18 protein-coding genes and 1 riboswitch are annotated in these 17,486 nt (G+C 60.7%); of the genes, 10 read left to right on the plus strand and 8 right to left on the minus strand.

Annotation, left to right across the window (positions count from 1 at the left end):
• Together RBQ93_RS06010 and RBQ93_RS06015 are read right to left on the minus strand one after the other, a co-directional pair.
• The gene (locus RBQ93_RS06010; protein WP_320371152.1) at positions 1–846 is read right to left on the minus strand and encodes a carotenoid biosynthesis protein; all 846 of its coding nucleotides are present in this window, start codon (positions 844–846) and stop codon (positions 1–3) included.
• A gap of 3 nt (positions 847–849) precedes the next feature.
• Positions 850–2,133 carry an O-acetylhomoserine aminocarboxypropyltransferase/cysteine synthase family protein gene (locus RBQ93_RS06015; RefSeq protein WP_320371153.1) on the minus strand — a complete coding sequence of 428 codons (1,284 nt, stop codon included), beginning with the start codon at positions 2,131–2,133 and terminating at the stop codon, positions 850–852.
• 168 nt (positions 2,134–2,301) lie between these two features.
• Here RBQ93_RS06015 and RBQ93_RS06020 point away from each other — a divergent pair, with 168 nt between their 5' ends.
• From RBQ93_RS06020 to RBQ93_RS06040, 5 genes are all read left to right on the plus strand, one after another.
• On the plus strand, positions 2,302–3,387 hold the full coding sequence (locus RBQ93_RS06020; protein ID WP_320371154.1) for a nitronate monooxygenase family protein: 1,086 nt from the start codon (positions 2,302–2,304) through the stop codon (positions 3,385–3,387).
• A 122-nt stretch (positions 3,388–3,509) separates the two neighbouring features.
• Entirely contained in the window at positions 3,510–4,901 is a 1,392-nt protein-coding gene (ahcY, locus tag RBQ93_RS06025) for an adenosylhomocysteinase (protein ID WP_413818358.1), read from the plus strand.
• Positions 4,902–5,046: 145 nt separating this feature from the next.
• The gene (locus RBQ93_RS06030) at positions 5,047–6,993 is read left to right on the plus strand and encodes a putative bifunctional diguanylate cyclase/phosphodiesterase (RefSeq protein ID WP_320371157.1); all 1,947 of its coding nucleotides are present in this window, start codon (positions 5,047–5,049) and stop codon (positions 6,991–6,993) included.
• Complete coding sequence (locus RBQ93_RS06035) at positions 6,990–8,105, plus strand: YeeE/YedE family protein (RefSeq protein ID WP_320371158.1); 1,116 nt, start codon at positions 6,990–6,992, stop codon at positions 8,103–8,105. The genes RBQ93_RS06030 and RBQ93_RS06035 overlap by 4 nt, the downstream gene beginning before the upstream one ends.
• 17 nt (positions 8,106–8,122) lie before the next feature.
• The gene (locus tag RBQ93_RS06040) at positions 8,123–8,362 is read left to right on the plus strand and encodes a sulfurtransferase TusA family protein (protein WP_320371175.1); all 240 of its coding nucleotides are present in this window, start codon (positions 8,123–8,125) and stop codon (positions 8,360–8,362) included.
• A gap of 21 nt (positions 8,363–8,383) precedes the next feature.
• Here the strand turns inward: RBQ93_RS06040 and RBQ93_RS06045 are convergent, their stop codons facing one another.
• From RBQ93_RS06045 to RBQ93_RS06065, 5 genes are all read right to left on the minus strand, one after another.
• A complete protein-coding gene (locus RBQ93_RS06045; protein WP_320371159.1) occupies positions 8,384–9,199 on the minus strand; it encodes an OmpA family protein in 816 nt (271 codons plus the stop codon).
• Positions 9,200–9,355: 156 nt separating this feature from the next.
• Positions 9,356–10,105, minus strand: a complete 750-nt coding sequence (locus RBQ93_RS06050; RefSeq protein WP_320371160.1) for a flagellar motor protein — start codon at positions 10,103–10,105, stop codon at positions 9,356–9,358.
• A 3-nt stretch (positions 10,106–10,108) separates the two neighbouring features.
• A complete protein-coding gene (locus RBQ93_RS06055) occupies positions 10,109–10,408 on the minus strand; it encodes a flagellar FlbD family protein (RefSeq protein WP_320371161.1) in 300 nt (99 codons plus the stop codon).
• A 95-nt stretch (positions 10,409–10,503) separates the two neighbouring features.
• The gene (locus RBQ93_RS06060; RefSeq protein ID WP_320371162.1) at positions 10,504–11,598 is read right to left on the minus strand and encodes an AAA family ATPase; all 1,095 of its coding nucleotides are present in this window, start codon (positions 11,596–11,598) and stop codon (positions 10,504–10,506) included.
• Positions 11,599–11,626: 28 nt separating this feature from the next.
• Positions 11,627–11,962, minus strand: coding sequence for a PilZ domain-containing protein (locus tag RBQ93_RS06065; protein ID WP_320371163.1), 336 nt, complete (start codon positions 11,960–11,962; stop codon positions 11,627–11,629).
• 176 nt (positions 11,963–12,138) lie between these two features.
• A riboswitch (TPP riboswitch) is annotated at positions 12,139–12,241 on the plus strand.
• A 52-nt stretch (positions 12,242–12,293) separates the two neighbouring features.
• On the opposite strand from RBQ93_RS06065, the gene thiS reads away from it, so the two are divergent.
• From thiS to gltX, 5 genes are read left to right on the plus strand one after another with little or no spacing between them, the layout of a single operon-like run.
• Positions 12,294–12,494, plus strand: a complete 201-nt coding sequence (gene thiS, locus RBQ93_RS06070; RefSeq protein ID WP_320371165.1) for a sulfur carrier protein ThiS — start codon at positions 12,294–12,296, stop codon at positions 12,492–12,494.
• 4 nt (positions 12,495–12,498) lie between these two features.
• Complete coding sequence (locus RBQ93_RS06075; RefSeq protein WP_320371166.1) at positions 12,499–13,278, plus strand: thiazole synthase; 780 nt, start codon at positions 12,499–12,501, stop codon at positions 13,276–13,278.
• On the plus strand, positions 13,275–13,889 hold the full coding sequence (gene thiE, locus RBQ93_RS06080) for a thiamine phosphate synthase (protein WP_320371167.1): 615 nt from the start codon (positions 13,275–13,277) through the stop codon (positions 13,887–13,889). Before RBQ93_RS06075 ends, thiE begins: the two co-directional genes overlap by 4 nt.
• 14 nt (positions 13,890–13,903) lie before the next feature.
• Positions 13,904–14,851 (plus strand): TIGR01212 family radical SAM protein, encoded by a 948-nt coding sequence (locus tag RBQ93_RS06085; protein WP_320371169.1) that lies wholly within the window; start codon positions 13,904–13,906, stop codon positions 14,849–14,851.
• Positions 14,852–14,854: 3 nt separating this feature from the next.
• On the plus strand, positions 14,855–16,252 hold the full coding sequence (gene gltX, locus RBQ93_RS06090; protein WP_320371170.1) for a glutamate--tRNA ligase: 1,398 nt from the start codon (positions 14,855–14,857) through the stop codon (positions 16,250–16,252).
• Positions 16,253–16,293: 41 nt separating this feature from the next.
• Here gltX and RBQ93_RS06095 read toward each other — a convergent pair whose 3' ends face one another.
• Positions 16,294–17,340, minus strand: a complete 1,047-nt coding sequence (locus RBQ93_RS06095) for a DUF3373 family protein (protein WP_320371171.1) — start codon at positions 17,338–17,340, stop codon at positions 16,294–16,296.
• Between the last annotated feature and the right edge of the window lie 146 nt (positions 17,341–17,486).

Genomic DNA, 17,486 nt, shown 5'->3' on the forward strand with positions numbered 1-17,486 from the left:
CTACAAGGCGTTAAGCGATGACCAGGGATAGTCTTTCAGGTGCTCCTGCAACTCCTCCTGACGGTACCGGTTGACCCGCACCAGGGCCAGCACCGTCACCAGCAGGATCGGCAGGGTGAAGATGAAGATGCCGGTCAGGGCCATCAGCGGTTCACCGATCCAGAAGGTGACCGTCCAGATGAAGATCAGCACCGACAGATAGAGGATCGGCCCCAAGAGCGAACGAAAGGGCAGACGGATGATGCCGGCCGGCCGTTCTTCGTCGCGACGGCGGTCGATCCACTGAAAAACGGCCACCAGCACAAAACTGGTCAAGAGCCAGCCGGCATAGTTGGAGAGCGGGACGCCGAAATGAAGCCCCTCCTCGCGGTAGCCGTAGATCTGTCCCAAGAACCAGCGGTGCCCCTGATGGGAGGTGGGGTCGATGATGATATCCAGAAAGGTCTGCAGAAAGGCCCCCAGCACCAGGGCTGGCCAGGAGCTACGAATGGCGCGGGTTTCCAGGGTGATCAGGTCGTAGCCTTTGGTGGCCAGCGGCGAGAGGATAAAAAGGGCGGTGCTGTAGCTGCAGTAGGTCAGAAAGACGTAGGACAACGAGTCGAAAAACGGCACCCCCCAGACCCACAACTCTTTGTGGCTGGTGGCGTCGATGTAGTAGTACCAGCCATAGGGAAAGCCGGTGCTGATGGAGAGCTTCTCCGAGGCAAAGGCAATCAGGTAGCCAGCCCCCGTGAAGGCCAGGGTCTTCCGCCAGCCCACGTGGGGTACGCAGGCCAAGAGGAAGGCCCCGAAAAAGGCGAACACGTAGGGCCGCATGGCGAACGTGCCGATGGCGATATCCAGCATCTGTTACCTCCGACTGACCGACAGGGCCTGGTCGATGTCGGCGATGATGTCCTCAACGTTCTCGATCCCCACCGAGAGGCGGATCAGATCCGGCGCCACACCGGATGAGATCTGCTGCTCCTCGGAAAGCTGGCGGTGGGTGGTGCTGGCCGGGTGCAACACGCAGGAGCGGGCATCCCCCACATGCACCACCAGGGCGATCAGTTTGGTGGCCTCCATGAACTTACGGCCGGCCTCGGCGCCGCCCTTGATACCGAAGGTCAACACGCCGCTAGAGCCCTTGGGCAGGTATTTCGTGGCCCGCTCATGGCTGGGGTGGCTGGCCAGGCCGGGGTAGCAGACCCAGGAGACGCTCTTGTGGGTTTCCAGAAACGTGGCCACCGCCAGGGCGTTTTCACTGTGGCGCTGCATTCTGAGCGGCAGGGTATGCAGGCCGTGATTAAACAGGAATGAGTTGAACGGCGAAGGGGTCATGCCCATATCGCGCATCAGCTGCACCCGGGCCTTGATGATGTAGGCCAGCGGGCCGAAACTTTTGACGTACTGCAGGCCATGGTAGCTGACATCAGGCTCGGTCAGTTCCGGATAGCGGCCATTATCCCAGTTGAAGTTGCCGCCATCCACGATCACCCCGCCCACGCTGGTGGCATGGCCGTCGATGTACTTGGTGGCCGAGTGGATCACGATGTTGGCGCCATGCTCAAAGGGACGGCACAGGTAGGGGGTGGCGAAGGTGCTGTCGATAATCAGCGGCACCTGCTTTTGCTGGGCAATGGCCGAGAACTTGGCAAAATCCAGCACGTTCAGGCCGGGGTTGCCGATGGTCTCGGCGAACAGGGCGCGGGTGTTGGGCCGGAAGGCCTTCAGGATTTCGTCGGCCGGGGCCTCCGGATCGACAAAGGTCACCTCGATCCCCATCTTGGGCAGGGTACAGGCGAACAGGTTGTAGGTGCCGCCGTACAAGGTGCTGGCGGTGATAAAGTGCTGGCCGGCCTGGCAGATGTTAAAGATGGAGAGGGTGGTGGCCGCCTGTCCAGCCGAGGTAGCCAGGGCGCCGACGCCCCCCTCCATCTGGGCGATCTTCTGCTCAAAGGCATCGTTGGTCGGGTTGGCCAGACGGGTATAAAAGAAGCCGGGCTCCTCCAGATCGAACAATTTGGTGACATGCTCGGCGCTGTCGTATTTGAAGGTGGTACTCTGTACGATCGGCATGATGCGGGCCTCGCCCGACTTGGGCTCGTAACCGCCCTGCACTGCCACTGTTTCTATCTTCCAGTCTTTATTCATTGCTGTGGCCTCCTCGTCGAAGGGATTAGGTTGGGGGAACAGGTGGCGTATTATGCCGGGTCGGGCAGCAGGGGTCAAGGAACAACGCTTTTACACAACTATTACACCGCCGACAACGACGTCTTGCTATGGTAGTACGGTAACATCATCACAGCAGGAGGCCCCACCATGACCAAACCTTTAACTATCGGCAAGCATACCGTGCGCTATCCCCTGATCCAGGGCGGCATGGGGGTCCGCATCTCCGGCGGCAGCCTGGCCGGCCATGTGGCCAAGGCCGGCGGCGTCGGCCTGGTGGCGGCGGCCGGCATCGCCCTGAACAGCGACCACTACACCGGCACCAACTATTTTCAGGCCGAACTGCAGGCCTTTCAGACCGAGCTCAAAAAGGCCCGCGCCATTGCGCCGGACGGCATCATCGGCGTCAACGTGATGGTGGCCCTGTCCGATTACGAGGCGCTGGTCAAGGCTGCCGTGGATGCCGGGGCCCAGGTGGTGGTCTGCGGCGCCGGGCTGCCGCTTTCATTGCCCGAACTGACCGCCCACGCACCTGATGTGGCCCTGGTACCGATCGCCTCGTCGCTGCGAGCTGCCCAGCTGATCGCCCGCACCTGGGAGAAACGCTACCACCGCCTGCCCGACGCCGTGGTGGTGGAGGACCCCGACACCGCCGGCGGCCACTTGGGTGAGAAGCTGGAAAACATCGGTACCGGCGACTACGACCAGTACGGCACCATCCGGGCCATCAAGCAGTTCTTCCGTGACGAATACCACACCGACATTCCGGTGATCGCCGCCGGCGGCATCTGGGACCGGGCCGATCTGGAGCATGCCCTGGCCGAAGGGGCCGATGGCGTACAGATGGCCTCCCGCTTTGTCTGTACTGAAGAGTGCGATGCAGATATGGCCTTCAAGCAGGCCTATCTGCAGTGCACCAAGGAAGACATCGGCCTGCTGATGTCGCCGGCCGGCCTGCCGGGCCGGGCCATCCTGACCAACACCCCCAACATCCGCCAGTACGACCTGGACCAGCACACCGTCTGCCGGATGGGCTGCCTCAAGAAGTGTACCTATAAAGAGTCCGGCGAGCGGTTCTGCATCGTCACCGCCCTGGACCGCGCCCAGCGGGGCGACGTGGATACCGGTCTGGTGTTCTGCGGCACCAACGCCTGGAAGGCCGACAAGATCACCACCGTGCAGGCCATCTTCGACGAACTGTTTGGTGAGCAGCAGGAACTGCAACAGGCGGCCTGACCTCCGCACCACGTAACACACACCAGCCGGGGCCCCCAATAACGGGATGCCCCGGCTTGCTTTTTTATGCCTGCCATAGTACAACCTATTGCCATATACCAATGCATATAAAGGAGTTACTGATGAGTGACTACGTCGTAGCCGACCTCTCCCTGGCCGAGTGGGGCCGCAAAGAGATCAAGATAGCCGAAACCGAGATGCCGGGCCTGATGGCGATCCGTGAGGAGTACGCCGCCAGCCAGCCACTGAAAGGGGCCCGCATCACCGGCTCACTGCATATGACCATCCAGACTGCCGTGCTGATCGAGACCCTGACCGCCCTGGGGGCCGAGGTACGCTGGGCCTCCTGCAACATCTTCTCCACCCAGGACCACGCCGCCGCCGCCATTGCCAAGGCCGGGGTGCCGGTCTTCGCCGTCAAGGGCGAGACCCTGGTGGACTACTGGGACTATACCCACCGGATCTTCGAATGGCCCGACGGCGGTTTCTCCAACATGATACTGGACGACGGCGGCGACGCGACACTTCTGCTGCACCTGGGGGCCAAGGCCGAAAAGGACCTGTCCGTGCTGACCAACCCCGGCTCGGAAGAGGAGACGGTCCTGTTCGCCGCTATCAAAAACAAGCTGGCCACTGACCCCAGCTGGTACTCCACCCGTCTGGCCCAGATCAAGGGCGTGACCGAGGAGACCACCACCGGCGTGCACCGCCTGTACCAGATGCACGAGCGGGGCGAGCTGGCCTTCCCGGCCATAAACGTCAACGACTCGGTCACCAAGTCCAAGTTCGACAACCTGTACGGCTGCCGCGAATCGCTGGTGGACGGCATCAAGCGGGCCACCGACGTGATGGTGGCCGGCAAGGTGGCCGTGGTCTGCGGCTACGGCGATGTGGGCAAGGGCTCGGCCCAGGCCCTGCGTGCCCTGTCGGCACAGGTCTGGGTGACCGAGGTTGACCCGATCTGCGCCCTGCAGGCCGCCATGGAAGGCTACCGGGTCGTGACCATGGACTACGCCGCCGACAAGGCCGACATCTTCGTGACCTGCACCGGCAATTACCATGTCATCACTCACGAGCACCTGATCAAGATGAAGGACCAGGCCATTGTCTGCAACATCGGCCACTTCGACAACGAGATCGAGGTTGCCGCCCTGGAGAAGTACCAGTGGGAGGAGATCAAGCCCCAGGTGGACCACATCATCCTGCCCTCCGGCAACCGGATCATCCTGCTGGCCAAGGGCCGGCTGGTGAATCTGGGCTGCGCCACCGGCCACCCCAGCTACGTGATGTCCTCCTCCTTTGCCAACCAGACCATCGCCCAGATCGAGATCTTCTGCAATCCGGGCAAGTACCCGGTGGGGGTCTACACCCTGCCCAAGCATCTGGACGAGAAGGTGGCCCGGCTGCAACTCCGCAAGCTGAACGTGCAACTGACCACCCTGACCAAGCAGCAGGCCGACTACATCGGTGTGCCGGTGGAAGGCCCCTACAAGGCCGAACACTACCGCTACTAGCCACTCGGCACGAACAAAACTCAAACGGGACGGTATCTGACGATGCCGTCCCGTTTGCATTCAGGGCAGAGTCCGTTTACAACTGTCTACACCATTAGATCACTTTGACATCTGGCTATTCCACGCTAGTATGTACACCATTACCATGACAGAACACGATGCCAACGCCCGCATAGAGCAGTTACGCACCGAGCTTGCCGCTTCGCAGGAACGTGAACGGGCATCGTTTGCCTATATCCGCCAAAAGATCAACCAGCTGCTCAGCCTGATGGGGACGCTGCCGCTCAAGCCGGAAGAACTGGATGACCAGCACCTGATCACCATCGATCCGATCGGCATCGTAGCCGAATCGTTCCGGCAGGTGCTGGACAATCTGCACACGACCAACACCGACCTGCGGCTGGCCAACGATGAGATCAAGGCGATCTTCGATTCGGCAGGGGCCGGCATCCTGGTGCTGGATGTCAACCTGAACGCCCTGGCCTACAACAGCCGCCTACAGGAGATGCTCAACATCAGCGAGCCCTCCAACGGCCAGCCGCAAGTCTGCCGCACAGTGGTCGGCTGCCCGGAATGTCCGATGCCGGGGTGCGTCGCCTCGTGCATCCTGGAGACCGGCGAATCAATCCACCAGGTTGATCGCGTGCTGCGGGACCGCCACTATTCCATCGCCGGTGCGCCGATCTACAACGATGAAGGCGCTATCCACCGCATCATCCTGCTCTACTCCGACATCACCGACCGCAAACAGGCCGAATTGGCGATCCACCAGCTGGCCTACTACGACACCCTGACCAACCTGCCCAACCGTGCCCTGCTGCAGGACCGTCTGACCCAGCTGATCAACCAGGCCGACCGTGAGCGCAGCAAGGTGGCGGTGCTGTTCCTTGACCTGGACCACTTCAAGTCGATCAACGATTCCCTGGGCCATGCCGCCGGTGATGAGCTGCTGCAGGAGGTCGCCCGCCGCCTGAGCGATCTGATGCGCACCTCAGACACTATCTCGCGGCTGGGGGGCGATGAATTCGTGATCCTGTTGCCCGGCATCCGCCACGAGGAGTATGTGGCCGATATCGCTACCAAGCTGCTGGAGACCCTGACCCGGCCGGTGCAGGTGGCACATCACGAGCTTATCTGCAGCGGCAGCATCGGCATCGCCCTCTACCCAAGTGACGGAGACAGCAGCGCGCTGCTGCTGAAACATGCCGATCTGGCCATGTACCAGGCCAAAGAGCAGGGACGCAACGGCTTCCGCTTCTTCTGCCGCGACATGAACACCAAGGCGATGCAGCGGATGCTGTTTGAGACCAGTCTGCGCCGGGCGCTGGAGCGTGACGAATTCCGGCTCTGCTACCACCCGCTGCTGGATGCCCGCACCAATCAGGTGGTCAGTTGCGAGGCCCTGATCCGCTGGCAGCACCCCGATCTGGGGCTTTTGGCGCCGGAAAGCTTTATCCCCCTGGCCGAAGAAACCGGCCTGATCATCCCGATCGGCGAGTGGGTGCTGCGGTCGGCCTGTCGTCAGCATCAGCAGTGGCGCGCAGCCGGTCTGCCGGCGGTGCGGGTGGCGGTCAACATCAGCGCCTACCAGTTCCGACGCGGCAATCTGCTGGAGACGGTGACCCAGATACTGCAGGAAACCGGCACCGCCGCCAACTTTCTGGAACTGGAGCTGACCGAATCAATGCTGATGCAGGAGCCGGAAACGGCACAGCAGACCCTTGCCCAACTGAAGGCCCTGGGGGTGCACCTGGCCATCGACGATTTTGGCACCGGCTACTCATCACTGAGCTATCTCAAGCTGTTCCCGATCGATCGCCTGAAGATCCCCCGCGAATTCGTGCGCGACATCACCTGCAACCCCGACGACGCCACCATCGCCAAGGCGATCGTCAGTCTGGGCAACAACCTTAATATGCGGGTGGTGGCGGAAGGGGTGGAACGGGTCGACCAACTGGAATTTCTGGTGGAACACGGCTGCGACGAACTGCAAGGCTTCTACTTTGCCCAGCCGATGTCGCCGGAAGAGTTCTCCGACTTCCTGGGCAACAGCACGGTTACGGCTGACCCGACCGGCACAGAAACCCCATGAACGGTCCCCAGTTGATCATCCTGCTGGGGCAGTTGCTGTTGGGCATGGCCGCCGGCTTTGTGATGCACCGCGCCGATTTCTGCATGACCGGCATCTTTCGCGACCTGTTCCTGTTTGGCCGCCGCACCATGCTCTACGCGCTGCTGCTGCTGATAGCCTGTCTGGTGGCACTGTATGCACTGGCACACGGGAGCGGTCTGCTGCTCTACCCCTTCCCGCTGTTCGGGCCACCGTCGCTGGCTAACCTGCTGGGGGGCGTCGTGTTCGGCATCGGCATGGTGCTGGCCGGCGGCTGCGTGGTAGGCAGCCTCTACCGGATGGGGGGCGGCAGCACCCTCTCGGCAACCGCCGTAGCGGGACTGATCGTCGGCAGTCTTGCCTATGTCGAACTGGATGGCTGGTGGCTGCCACGAGCAAAGTCCATGTCCCTCGGCAGCAGCGCGGTCACCCTGCCGCAACTGCTGCAGCTGCCACCCTGGCTGATCAGCCTGCTGCTGCTGACCATTACCGTTCCCCTGCTGTTGCGCTGGTGGCGACGCGGCCTGCTACAGGTTCCGTTCGGCCCCCAAGGGCACATCCAACCCGGCAAGGCAGCCCTGCTACTGGCCCTGATCGCGTTTCTGTCAACCCTGCTGGCCGGCATCCCGTTAGGCGTAACCACCTCCTACGCCAAGCTGGCTGGCTACCTGCTGCTGCCTTTGGTACCGGAGCATGTTGCCTCGCTCGACTATTTTCAGCGCCAGGGGCTTGATTTCAGCCACCCGCTGTTCGGTATCCGGCTGACCGGCGGCGGCGGCCCCCGGCTGGACGGCATCGCCCTGATTCAGCTACCGCTGATGCTTGGTCTGGTGGCGGGGGGCACCCTGTCCGCCTTCCGCCTGGGTGAGCTGCAGTGGTATTTCAAGGCGCCGCTCCGTCAGTACCTGTCGGCCTTCTGCGGCGGCGTGGTGATGGGTCTGGCCAGCCGGCTGGCGCCGGCCTGCAATATCTGGCACCTGACCGGCGGCCTGCCGATCATGGCCCTGCAGAGTATCCTGTTCGTGCTGGGTTTGTTGCCGGGAACCTGGCTGGGTGTCCAACTTCTGACCAGACTGGTGGTACGGTCTGAGTAAGCCGGGGAGCGATCGTGATGGAAGAGATGGTCTTCGACCTGCGGGGCAGGATCTGCCCCTCAACCCTGCTGGTTGCCATGAAAGAGATGAACGATCACCGTCAGCAGCTCCAGCAGGGCGCAGTACGCCTGAGGCTCTTGCTGGAAAACCGTGATGCCACGGTGACCATCCCGGAGATGGCCCGCAATATGGGCTATCAGGTGGAGATCAGCAAGGAAGGGCAGCACTACGAACTGGTGATCAGCGCGCCAGCCTGATAGCGGGCAGTGGAAGGTACGCTACGGCTCGCCCTGTTCGGCCCCGCCGGAAAGCAGTACAATATCCACGCGACGGTTCTTGCCGCGGCCTTCAGGGGTGGTGTTTTCGGCAGTTGGGCGGAATTCGCCATAGCCGGTGGCGGAAAGCATTTTAGGATCAACGTTGTAGTTTTTCATCATGTAGCGCAGCACGTTGGCAGCACGGGCACCTGACAGTTCCCAGTTGGAGGGGAACTGGGCGGTGCTGATCGGTACGTTGTCGGTGTGCCCTTCCACCCGCAACGGGTTATCGTACTGCACCAGGGCTTCGATGATGGTATTCATCAGCTGGTAGCCCTCCGGCTTGATGACCGCCGAGCCGGAACCAAAGAAGCCGGCCTCCTTCAGGCTGACAACCAGTCCCCGCCGGGTGATCGACAGCGAAACCTTGTTCTGGGCGCCCTGCTTGATCAGATAGGCCTCGATGGAGGACATGATCTCCTTGAACTGCTGCTCCTCGGCCCGGCCCTTGCCGCGGCCCTTTTCCAGGCCACCCTGCTTGGGGCCGGCCGGAGGCATCTTGGGTGAGATAGGAATCAGCGCCATCTCCGGCTTGATGGCCGGAATCAGACGAATATCCTCGGCCGGCAGCACGCCTTTCTGGCCGGCAGCAGCCAGGGTGGAGTAACCGAAGGACTCCCGCAGCGACTGCATCAGATCTTCAGATTTCTTCTTGTCGGTCTGCCCCATGGCATACAACGCCACGAACACGGCAAACAGCAGTGTCAGGAAGTCACCGTAGGAGACCAGCCAGCGTTCGTGGTTGGCATGCTTTTCTGGCTCTTTCTTTAAGGCCACATCCGCTCCTGACAGGTTACTGAAAAACGTTACGAGGCAGCACGGCTACAAGGCGCACGGAACGCAACGACTGAGACATAACAGATCAGTTAGGCGAAGGAGCGAGTACCGCGCAACGCAGTAGACGGGCTCCGCAGTAGTTTTTCAACAGCCTGCTCAGTGGTCGCCGCCCACAAAGGCCTTCAGCTTCTGCTCAATGAAGTGGGGGTTCTCGCCGTTCTGGATGGCGATCAGCCCTTCCAGGATCATTACCCGCCGTAGGACCTCTTCCTTCATCCGGATCTTGAGCTTGGAGCCGATCGGCAGACAGATGATGTTTGCCACCATCAGACCGTAGATGGTGGCCACAAAGGCGGCCGCAATACCTGCCCCCAGCTTGGTCGGGTCGGACAGGTTGGCCATGACGTGGATCAGACCCAGCACGGCGCCGATGATACCGATGGTGGGAGCATAGCCGCCGGCGGCTTCGTAAAACTCCACCGAATGTTTCTGATGGTCCTCAAAGGCCATGATATCGGCCTCCAGGGTCTCGCGCAGCTTCTGGGGATCGATGCCGTCAACCACCAGCGAGATCCCTTTCTTGATGAACGGGTCCCGGGCGTTCTGGGCCTCCTGCTCCAGGGAGATCAGGCCGTTGCGGCGGGCCTTGGTGGCATAGCCGATGATGTCCTTGACCACCGTCTCGTGATCGACCTTGGGGGGCAGGATGACGATCTTGATATCCTTGAAGGCCTTGATGATTGCCGGCAACGGAAAGGCAACGAAGGTGGCGCCAAAGCTGCCGCCCAGCACGATCAGGGCAGAGGTTGGAGAGATCAGTGCGCCGATATGGACGCCCTCCAGCACGGCGCCGCCTATAACCGCGCCAAACCCGAGCGCAATACCTATTATTGTTGCTAAATCCATTGGCTAGCTATCCTGGTGGTGGAATGAGAGTTGCGGGTCCGGCCGATCCTGTTTCGGGCGGCCAAATTGTCCCAGCCGCCTACGGGCAAGATATTTGGGGTTAGCTCCTGCGCTGCCGGAGCGCCTGAGGACCATGGTACGATAGGCCACGACCCGGTTCAGCAGCACCTGGGCACGCTCCCTGACCAGCAGATGATGGCCGTTTAACAGGGTTATCACGGTGTCAGGGGTCTCCTCCACCGTCACAATCAGATCAGGGTTCAGCAGCATCACCTGACGGTCCAGGCGGGTGACCAGGATCATACATTCCTCTGGGTGCGATTTTTCACTAAAAATATCAAACAACTAGATAAGGTCAAGCTTTTTCGCTGCAATGCAGGCCAGCACGAGTGCGTCACTTACGCCAACATGGCATCTATTGCGTCGAAATTGATATACTTTTCGGCAGTTGCGTTAATGAGTTCAATCTTTTCCGTATCGTCCGGCCCGATCTTGGAGACGTGCTCCCGCAGCCGGTAATACACCTCGGAGGTGGTTTCAGCGATCCGCATATAGGGGATGTTGCTGTCAACCAGAATCCGCTCGGTTATGTTTGACATGGGGGCGTGTCCAGCCACAATCAAGCCGGCAAGCCGTGCCCGGAACTCAGGGATATGGTGGAGCGAAGAGGCCGTTACAATCAGTTCGTCACGGGAACTGGTGACGATCAGCAGCGTTGAATCTTCAAGGCTGTCAATTACCTTCTGGGAAGAGGCGGCCCCCAGTTGAATCGTATGGCAGATCCGGCTGCGATCAGCCAGATCGCCATGCAACGGCAGCCCCAGCAGATCGGAGACATGCTGCAGGGTCGGGTCGGCCAGGGTACGGGAGTAATCAAAGGCGCTGGTCACCAGCAGGCCATTACGCTGAAAGGCCTTGGTCAGGTAGGAAAGCGAGGCCTCGCGTTTTTCCGGCACCAGCTTGTTGGACATGATCACCCTGACCCGTGCCTGTTCACGTTCATACAGTGGCAGGTTCAGGGCCACCGAGTCGATCACGTTGCCGATGCCACCGCCGGTCACCATCAGCACCGGGGCCTGCAGCATGGCCGCCACCTGGGCGTTGTTAACCCCCACCACCGAGCCCACACCGCCGTGGCCGGCCCCTTCGATGATCAGGAAGTCATACCGTTTTTCCAGTTCGGCGCAGGCCTCCAGAATCGCCCTGCGCGGGGCATCTGAGGGGACTGCTCCATCCAGAAAGCGCCGGGTGGTGTCGCTAACCAGGGTCATGGGCGACATCAGATGGGCATCCTGCTCCATGCCGTAGACGCTGGCTATCATGGCCGCATCCTTGTCCATGGTCAGGCCACGGAACTGGATGCATTTCGGCCCGATCGGCTTCATGAAGCCGACCCGCTGGTACTTGCGCCGCGCCAGGTGCATCAGCGACAGCGAGATGGTGGTCTTGCCACAGTGCTGGCCGGTGGCGCCGATAAAGATTTTTCGACACATAGCGATACCTTTCGTGTCAGATTCCTGGTTAGCCGAACGGCTTGGCGCACAGATCCAGATAGTGCTCGTGCCCGCTGTGAAAACGGATAATCCGGACCCCCATGCCGCCCTTTTTTGCCAGATGAAACAGATTCTGCGGCACCCGCTTGGCCCACATCACCCGCGCGTCCAGACTGATCAGCTGATCGTTGTGCTGCAGCTCAATCCTGAGTACGGTGTTGGGATTACTGACATTGGCGGTCTTGATGAACATGCCCAGGGGCGAGAGGTCCTCGCTGAACGCCTTGCGTGCCACGGCTCCGCCAGGGCCGAACTCAAGGGCAACACGCTTTCTGGTGCGCTGCTTATCCCGCTTGTCAGACATACTATCCCTCCCGTCCCGTGAATACTGGCCCTGACTTTGGAACGATAGCACAAACGTGGCATTTTGCAGCAATGAGTATACACAAAAACCAGCAAACAGGACCGGGAGAATCCCGTTGACATGCCGCCCGGAATCCTCTACGGTTATTGCAGTTCTTTCAGCTTACAATACCAAGCAGTTACCGCTAGGGGAGTTTCGACTGAGAGCAGCCCAAAAGGCTTGCGACCCTTGGAACCTGATCCGGGTAATTCCGGCGGAGGGAAGCGGCCGATTTCAAGCTTCACATGAATCGCCGCCCTCCCAGGCGGTTTTTTTGTTTCAGGAGACAGTTATGAACATCACCGTAAACGGCGAACAACGTACGGCAGGCGACGGCACCACCATCCGCCAACTGCTGGAGGAACTGCAGATTCCGCAGACGCGGGTGGCGGTAGAGATCAACCTGGAGATCGCCCCCAAGGCCACCTATGGCGAACGGACCCTGCAAGACGGCGACAGGATCGAGATTGTACACTTCGTGGGAGGAGGATAGCGTTATGGCACCGGGGAAACTGACGATCGCAGGCAGGGAGTTCAACTCGCGGCTGATGGTAGGCACCGGCAAGTATGCGACGAACGAGCAGATGGTGGCGGCACTGGAGGCATCAGGGGCCGAGATCATCACCGTGGCAGTGCGCCGGGTCAATCTGGCCGAGATGGGCAAGGGCTGCATGCTGGACTTTATCGACCCCAAGAAGTACACCCTGCTGCCCAATACCGCAGCCTGCTATACCGCCGAGGACGCCATCCGCACCTGCCGTCTGGCCCGGGAGGCCGGCCTGTCCGACATGGTCAAGCTGGAAGTATTGGGGGATGAGAAGACCCTCTTCCCGGACAATGAAGAGCTGCTCAAGGCGGCCAAGGTGCTGGTGGCGGAAGGCTTCACCGTGCTGCCTTACTGCAGCGACGACGTGATCCTCTGCAAAAAACTGGAACAGCTGGGCTGCGCTGCGGTGATGCCGCTGGCTGCACCGATCGGCAGCGGCCTCGGCATCCGTAACCCCTACAACCTCAAGATCATCATGGAGGCGGTCAGCGTGCCGGTGATCGTGGATGCAGGTGTGGGCACCGCCTCCGACGCCGCCCTGGCCATGGAGCTGGGCTGCGACGGTATCCTGATGAACACCGCCATTGCCGGCGCCAAGGACCCGATTGCCATGGCCCGCGCCATGAAACTGGGGGTCGAGGCCGGCCGTTTGGCCTACGAGGCCGGGCGGATTCCCAAAAAACTGTACGCCACCGCCTCCAGTCCGCTGACCGATATTATCGGCTCGTGATCGATTTTTCGCTTTATTTGATCACCGACCGCAACCAGACCGCTGGGCGGCCGCTGCTGGAAGTGGTGGAGGCGGCGCTCAGTGGTGGGGTCCGGGCGGTGCAGCTGCGAGAGAAAGACCTGCCAGTGCCTGAGTTGTACGACCTGGCCTGGGAGCTACGGGCCCTGACGGCCCGTTATGACGCACGACTGCTGATCAACGAGCGAATCGACATTGCCCTGGCGGTGGAGGCCGACGGCGTCCAGCTGGGAATCAACTCCTTGCCGGTGACGGCGGCCCGCCGCATCGCGCCGGACCTGCTGATCGGCTACTCCAGCCACGCCGTGGGCGAGGCGGCCGCCGCCCTGGCCAAGGGGGCCGATTTCGTCACCTTCAGTCCGGTTTTTTACACCCCCTCCAAGGCGGCCTATGGCGAACCACAGGGGCTGACAACGCTGGCCCAGGCCTGTGAGCAGCTGCGGGGTCCGGTCTTCGCCCTGGGTGGTATCAAGCAGGCCAACCTGGCCCAGGTGACTGCCGCCGGCTGCTACCGGGTGGCCCTGATTTCCGATATCCTGGCCGCTCCCGATCCGGCCGCAGCGGCCGAAGCATTCCGAAGGGGTCTGCAGTAACCAAAAGGTCTTCAATGTCGTCGTTCTCAGCCCAACATATCCATCCCCAGCTGCGGATCAACTCCTACGGTCACTACCTGCGCCAACGCTTCGGCTGCCGGGTCAGCAAGGTCAACGTGGACGCCGGCTTTACCTGCCCCAACCGTGATGGCAGTAAGGGGACCGGCGGCTGCATTTACTGCAATAATGTTTCCTTCTCGCCCCGCGACACCCTGGCCGAGATCAGCCTGGAAGAGCAGCTGGCTGCCGGCATGGCCTATCACCGTACCCGGCTCAAGTCAGAAAAATTCATCGTCTACTTTCAGAAGTACACCAACACCTACGCTGCGGTGGAGCATCTGGCCGACCTGTACCAACGAGCCCTGTCGGTCCCTGATGTGCTCGGCATCTCGGTCGGCACCCGGCCCGACTGCCTGACCGATGAGGCGCTGGAACTGCTGACCCGGATCGCCAAACAGCACTACGTCTGTCTGGAGCTGGGACTGCAATCGGCCGACGACGCCATCCTGGAGCAGATCAACCGCGGTCACTCACTGGATGATTTTTTGACTGCTGTCCAGCGGGCCAGCAATCGCGGCTTCGATATCTGCGCCCACCTGATCCACGGCTTCCCCGGCGAACAGCCGGACGAATTCATCAAAAGTGCCGACCTGCTAAACGGCCTGCCCGGCATCAGCTCGGTTAAGCTGCACCAGCTGCACGCCGTGGAGGGGACCGAACTGGCCGCCATGTACCGTCGCGGCGAGTTCACCCCACTCACGTTGGAGCAGTACGTGGCCACCGCTGCCGACTTCCTGGAACGACTGGCGCCCCGCATCAGCGTACAGCGCCTGTACGGCTCGTCGCCGATCGAGATCCGGGTGGCCCCGCAATGGGGCTTGAAGAACAACCAGATGTGGTATGCTGTGCTCAACGAACTGAAACGCCGTGACAGCCGTCAGGGCCAACGCTACGAGGAGTAACCAATGTCAGACCTGCGCGTCCGCTTTGCCCCGTCTCCCACCGGCTACCTGCATGTGGGGGGCGCCCGCACCGCCCTGTTCAACTGGCTGTATGCCCGACACTTCGGCGGCACCTTTATCCTGCGGATCGAAGACACCGACACCGAGCGTTCCACCCAGGAATCGGTGGATGCCATCCTGCAGGGAATGGAGTGGCTGGGGCTGGACTGGGACGAAGGCCCCTTCTACCAGACTGACAACTTCCCGCTCTACAAGCAGCATGTCCAAAAACTGCTGGATGAGGGCAAGGCCTACCGTTGCTGGTGTACGCAGGAGGAACTGGAGGCCAAGCGCGAGGCGGCCATGGCCGAAGGGCGCAAGCCCAAGTATGACGGCACCTGCCGCCACCGCCAGGACCAGCCGCTGGATCAGCCCCACGTGATCCGCTTCAAGGCGCCGGAAGAGGGAGAGACCGCCTTCGACGACCTGATCAAGGGCCGCATCGCCTTCCCCAACGCCGAACTGGACGATCTGATCATCAGCCGCACCGACGGCACCCCCACCTACAACTTCTGCGTGGTGATCGACGACGCCCTGATGCGGATCTCCCACGTCATCCGCGGCGATGACCACGTCAACAATACCCCGCGCCAGATTCAGCTCTACGAGGCGCTGGGCTACCCGGTGCCGCTCTTCGCCCATGTACCGATGATCCTGGGCAGCGACAAGGCCCGCCTCTCCAAGCGCCACGGCGCCACCAGCGTGATTGCCTACCGCGAGATGGGCTACCTGCCGGAGGCGCTCAACAACTACCTGGTACGGCTGGGCTGGAGCCACGGCGATGACGAGATCTTCTCCCGCCCAGAGATGATCGAGAAGTTCGATATCAACCACGTGGGCCGAGCGCCCTCGGTCTTCAACCCGGACAAGCTCAACTGGTTGAACGCCCACTACATCAAGACCTCGGAACCGGCCCGGTTGGCGGAGCTGCTGAAACCCCACCTGGCGACGCGGGGTGTGACCGACACCGCTGCGCCGGACCTGGCCGGGGTGGTGGCCACCCTGCAGGAGCGGGCCCAGACCCTGGAGGAGATGGCCGAGCGGGCCCTGTTCTACTACCAGGCCCCCCAGAGCTATGATGAGGCGGCCCTGGCCAAGTTCGACAAGCCCCACCTGGCAGCGGTCTTTACGGCGGTGGCGGCCAAGCTGACCGCGGCCCAACCGGCTGACGCCGCTGCTGTCGATGCCCTGTTCAAAGAGCTCTGCGCCGAACACAGCTGGAAGATGCCCCAGGTGGGCCAACCGGTGCGGGTTGCCCTGTCCGGCGGCACCCAGGCCCCCGGCATCGGCGAGATTGTGTTGGCGCTGGGGATAGCCGAGACCGTTGCCCGCATCGAGCGTGCCAAAAATCGGGTGGCGTAGAAACGAAAGCCCGGTCTGCCTAACAGGTAGAACGGGCTTGCTTAAAAATGCACTTCCAACGCCCCATAAACGCTGTAAGAATTACTGGCTGGTGACACAGTTGAAAAACTTGATGGCATTGCCGATGTAATCGAAGATATGGACGCTGGCGCACCGACCCAATTGCTGGTGCTTGTGCTCTCATTCACATAGTAGTCATGATATCTGTAACCGACTCTTAAAAATGTTCTAGCAAATATGGTTGTAACCGGATTTTGATTGATTTCCTGAATGATGTACGGCTCATAGACATGGCCTCTTGTGCCTGCCTTGCTCGTTGCATCCCCCACTGTAGCCACCCAGTATTTGCTACCATAGTTGTACTCAAACCCAATCTTGGTCAGCGTAGGCAGATCGTACCTGATGCCCGTGTAGACAGCATAACCGGTTTGATTTACAGGCTTATATGAAACTCCGCTTACTCCTGATAAAAGCCCCGTAAAAGTTGTGGTAGCGTGCGAACTTCCGCCCGGCCTCGTAACACTTATTCCAAAATCAGCAAATCCGTGCAAATCACCAGGGCCGAGCTTTACGTTTCCGCGACCACCAGCACTGAACCAGTCGACATCTCCAGAGTCAAAAAGCTCAAATCCTCGCACCCACTGGAACCATGTGACGACGTTGTCCAAGTTAACGGGCACAATGGCTATTGCCAAAAGCTGCTCGTCATTATTCGAATCTGTCCCAATGTCATACCCCTCGTCGTAGCCATAACCATAGCTGATTCGCCAATGTGAGCCGAGAAGCGACAGATTTTCTGGAGCATAACTCAATGTGACCCCATCAAAGTGCAGAGTTTCCAAAAGAGACGGATTGCCCCGCTGATCGACTTGATCTCTGTTCTGGAGGAGACTTAATGGTACGCTATCGCCCAAGGGGCGCCGACCGGCAGCCAGCTTCAGTCGCTTGTCCATCACTTCAAGGGTGGCGTAGCCGCGATGCACTTCAAAATAATCTTCAAAAACGCTCGTTGAGCTATCCACGAAAGGATAATTACTAGGATCTATTCCATGCGCCGCGACGTAAGCAGCTGAATAATCTTGATCCATATCACGGTAGCTTATTGTGTTAGGCTCTTCGTCGAAATGAGTGGGTAGCCGTGGTATAGTCGGTCATCTCATTTTGGAGGTGCCCGTCACATGCAACCCGAACAGCTCTTTGGTATGGCCCTTGGCATCGTCTCTCCCTGGGAAGT

The organism is Trichlorobacter sp., from assembly GCF_034008105.1.
In the GTDB taxonomy this organism is placed as follows: Bacteria; Desulfobacterota; Desulfuromonadia; order Geobacterales; family Pseudopelobacteraceae; genus Trichlorobacter.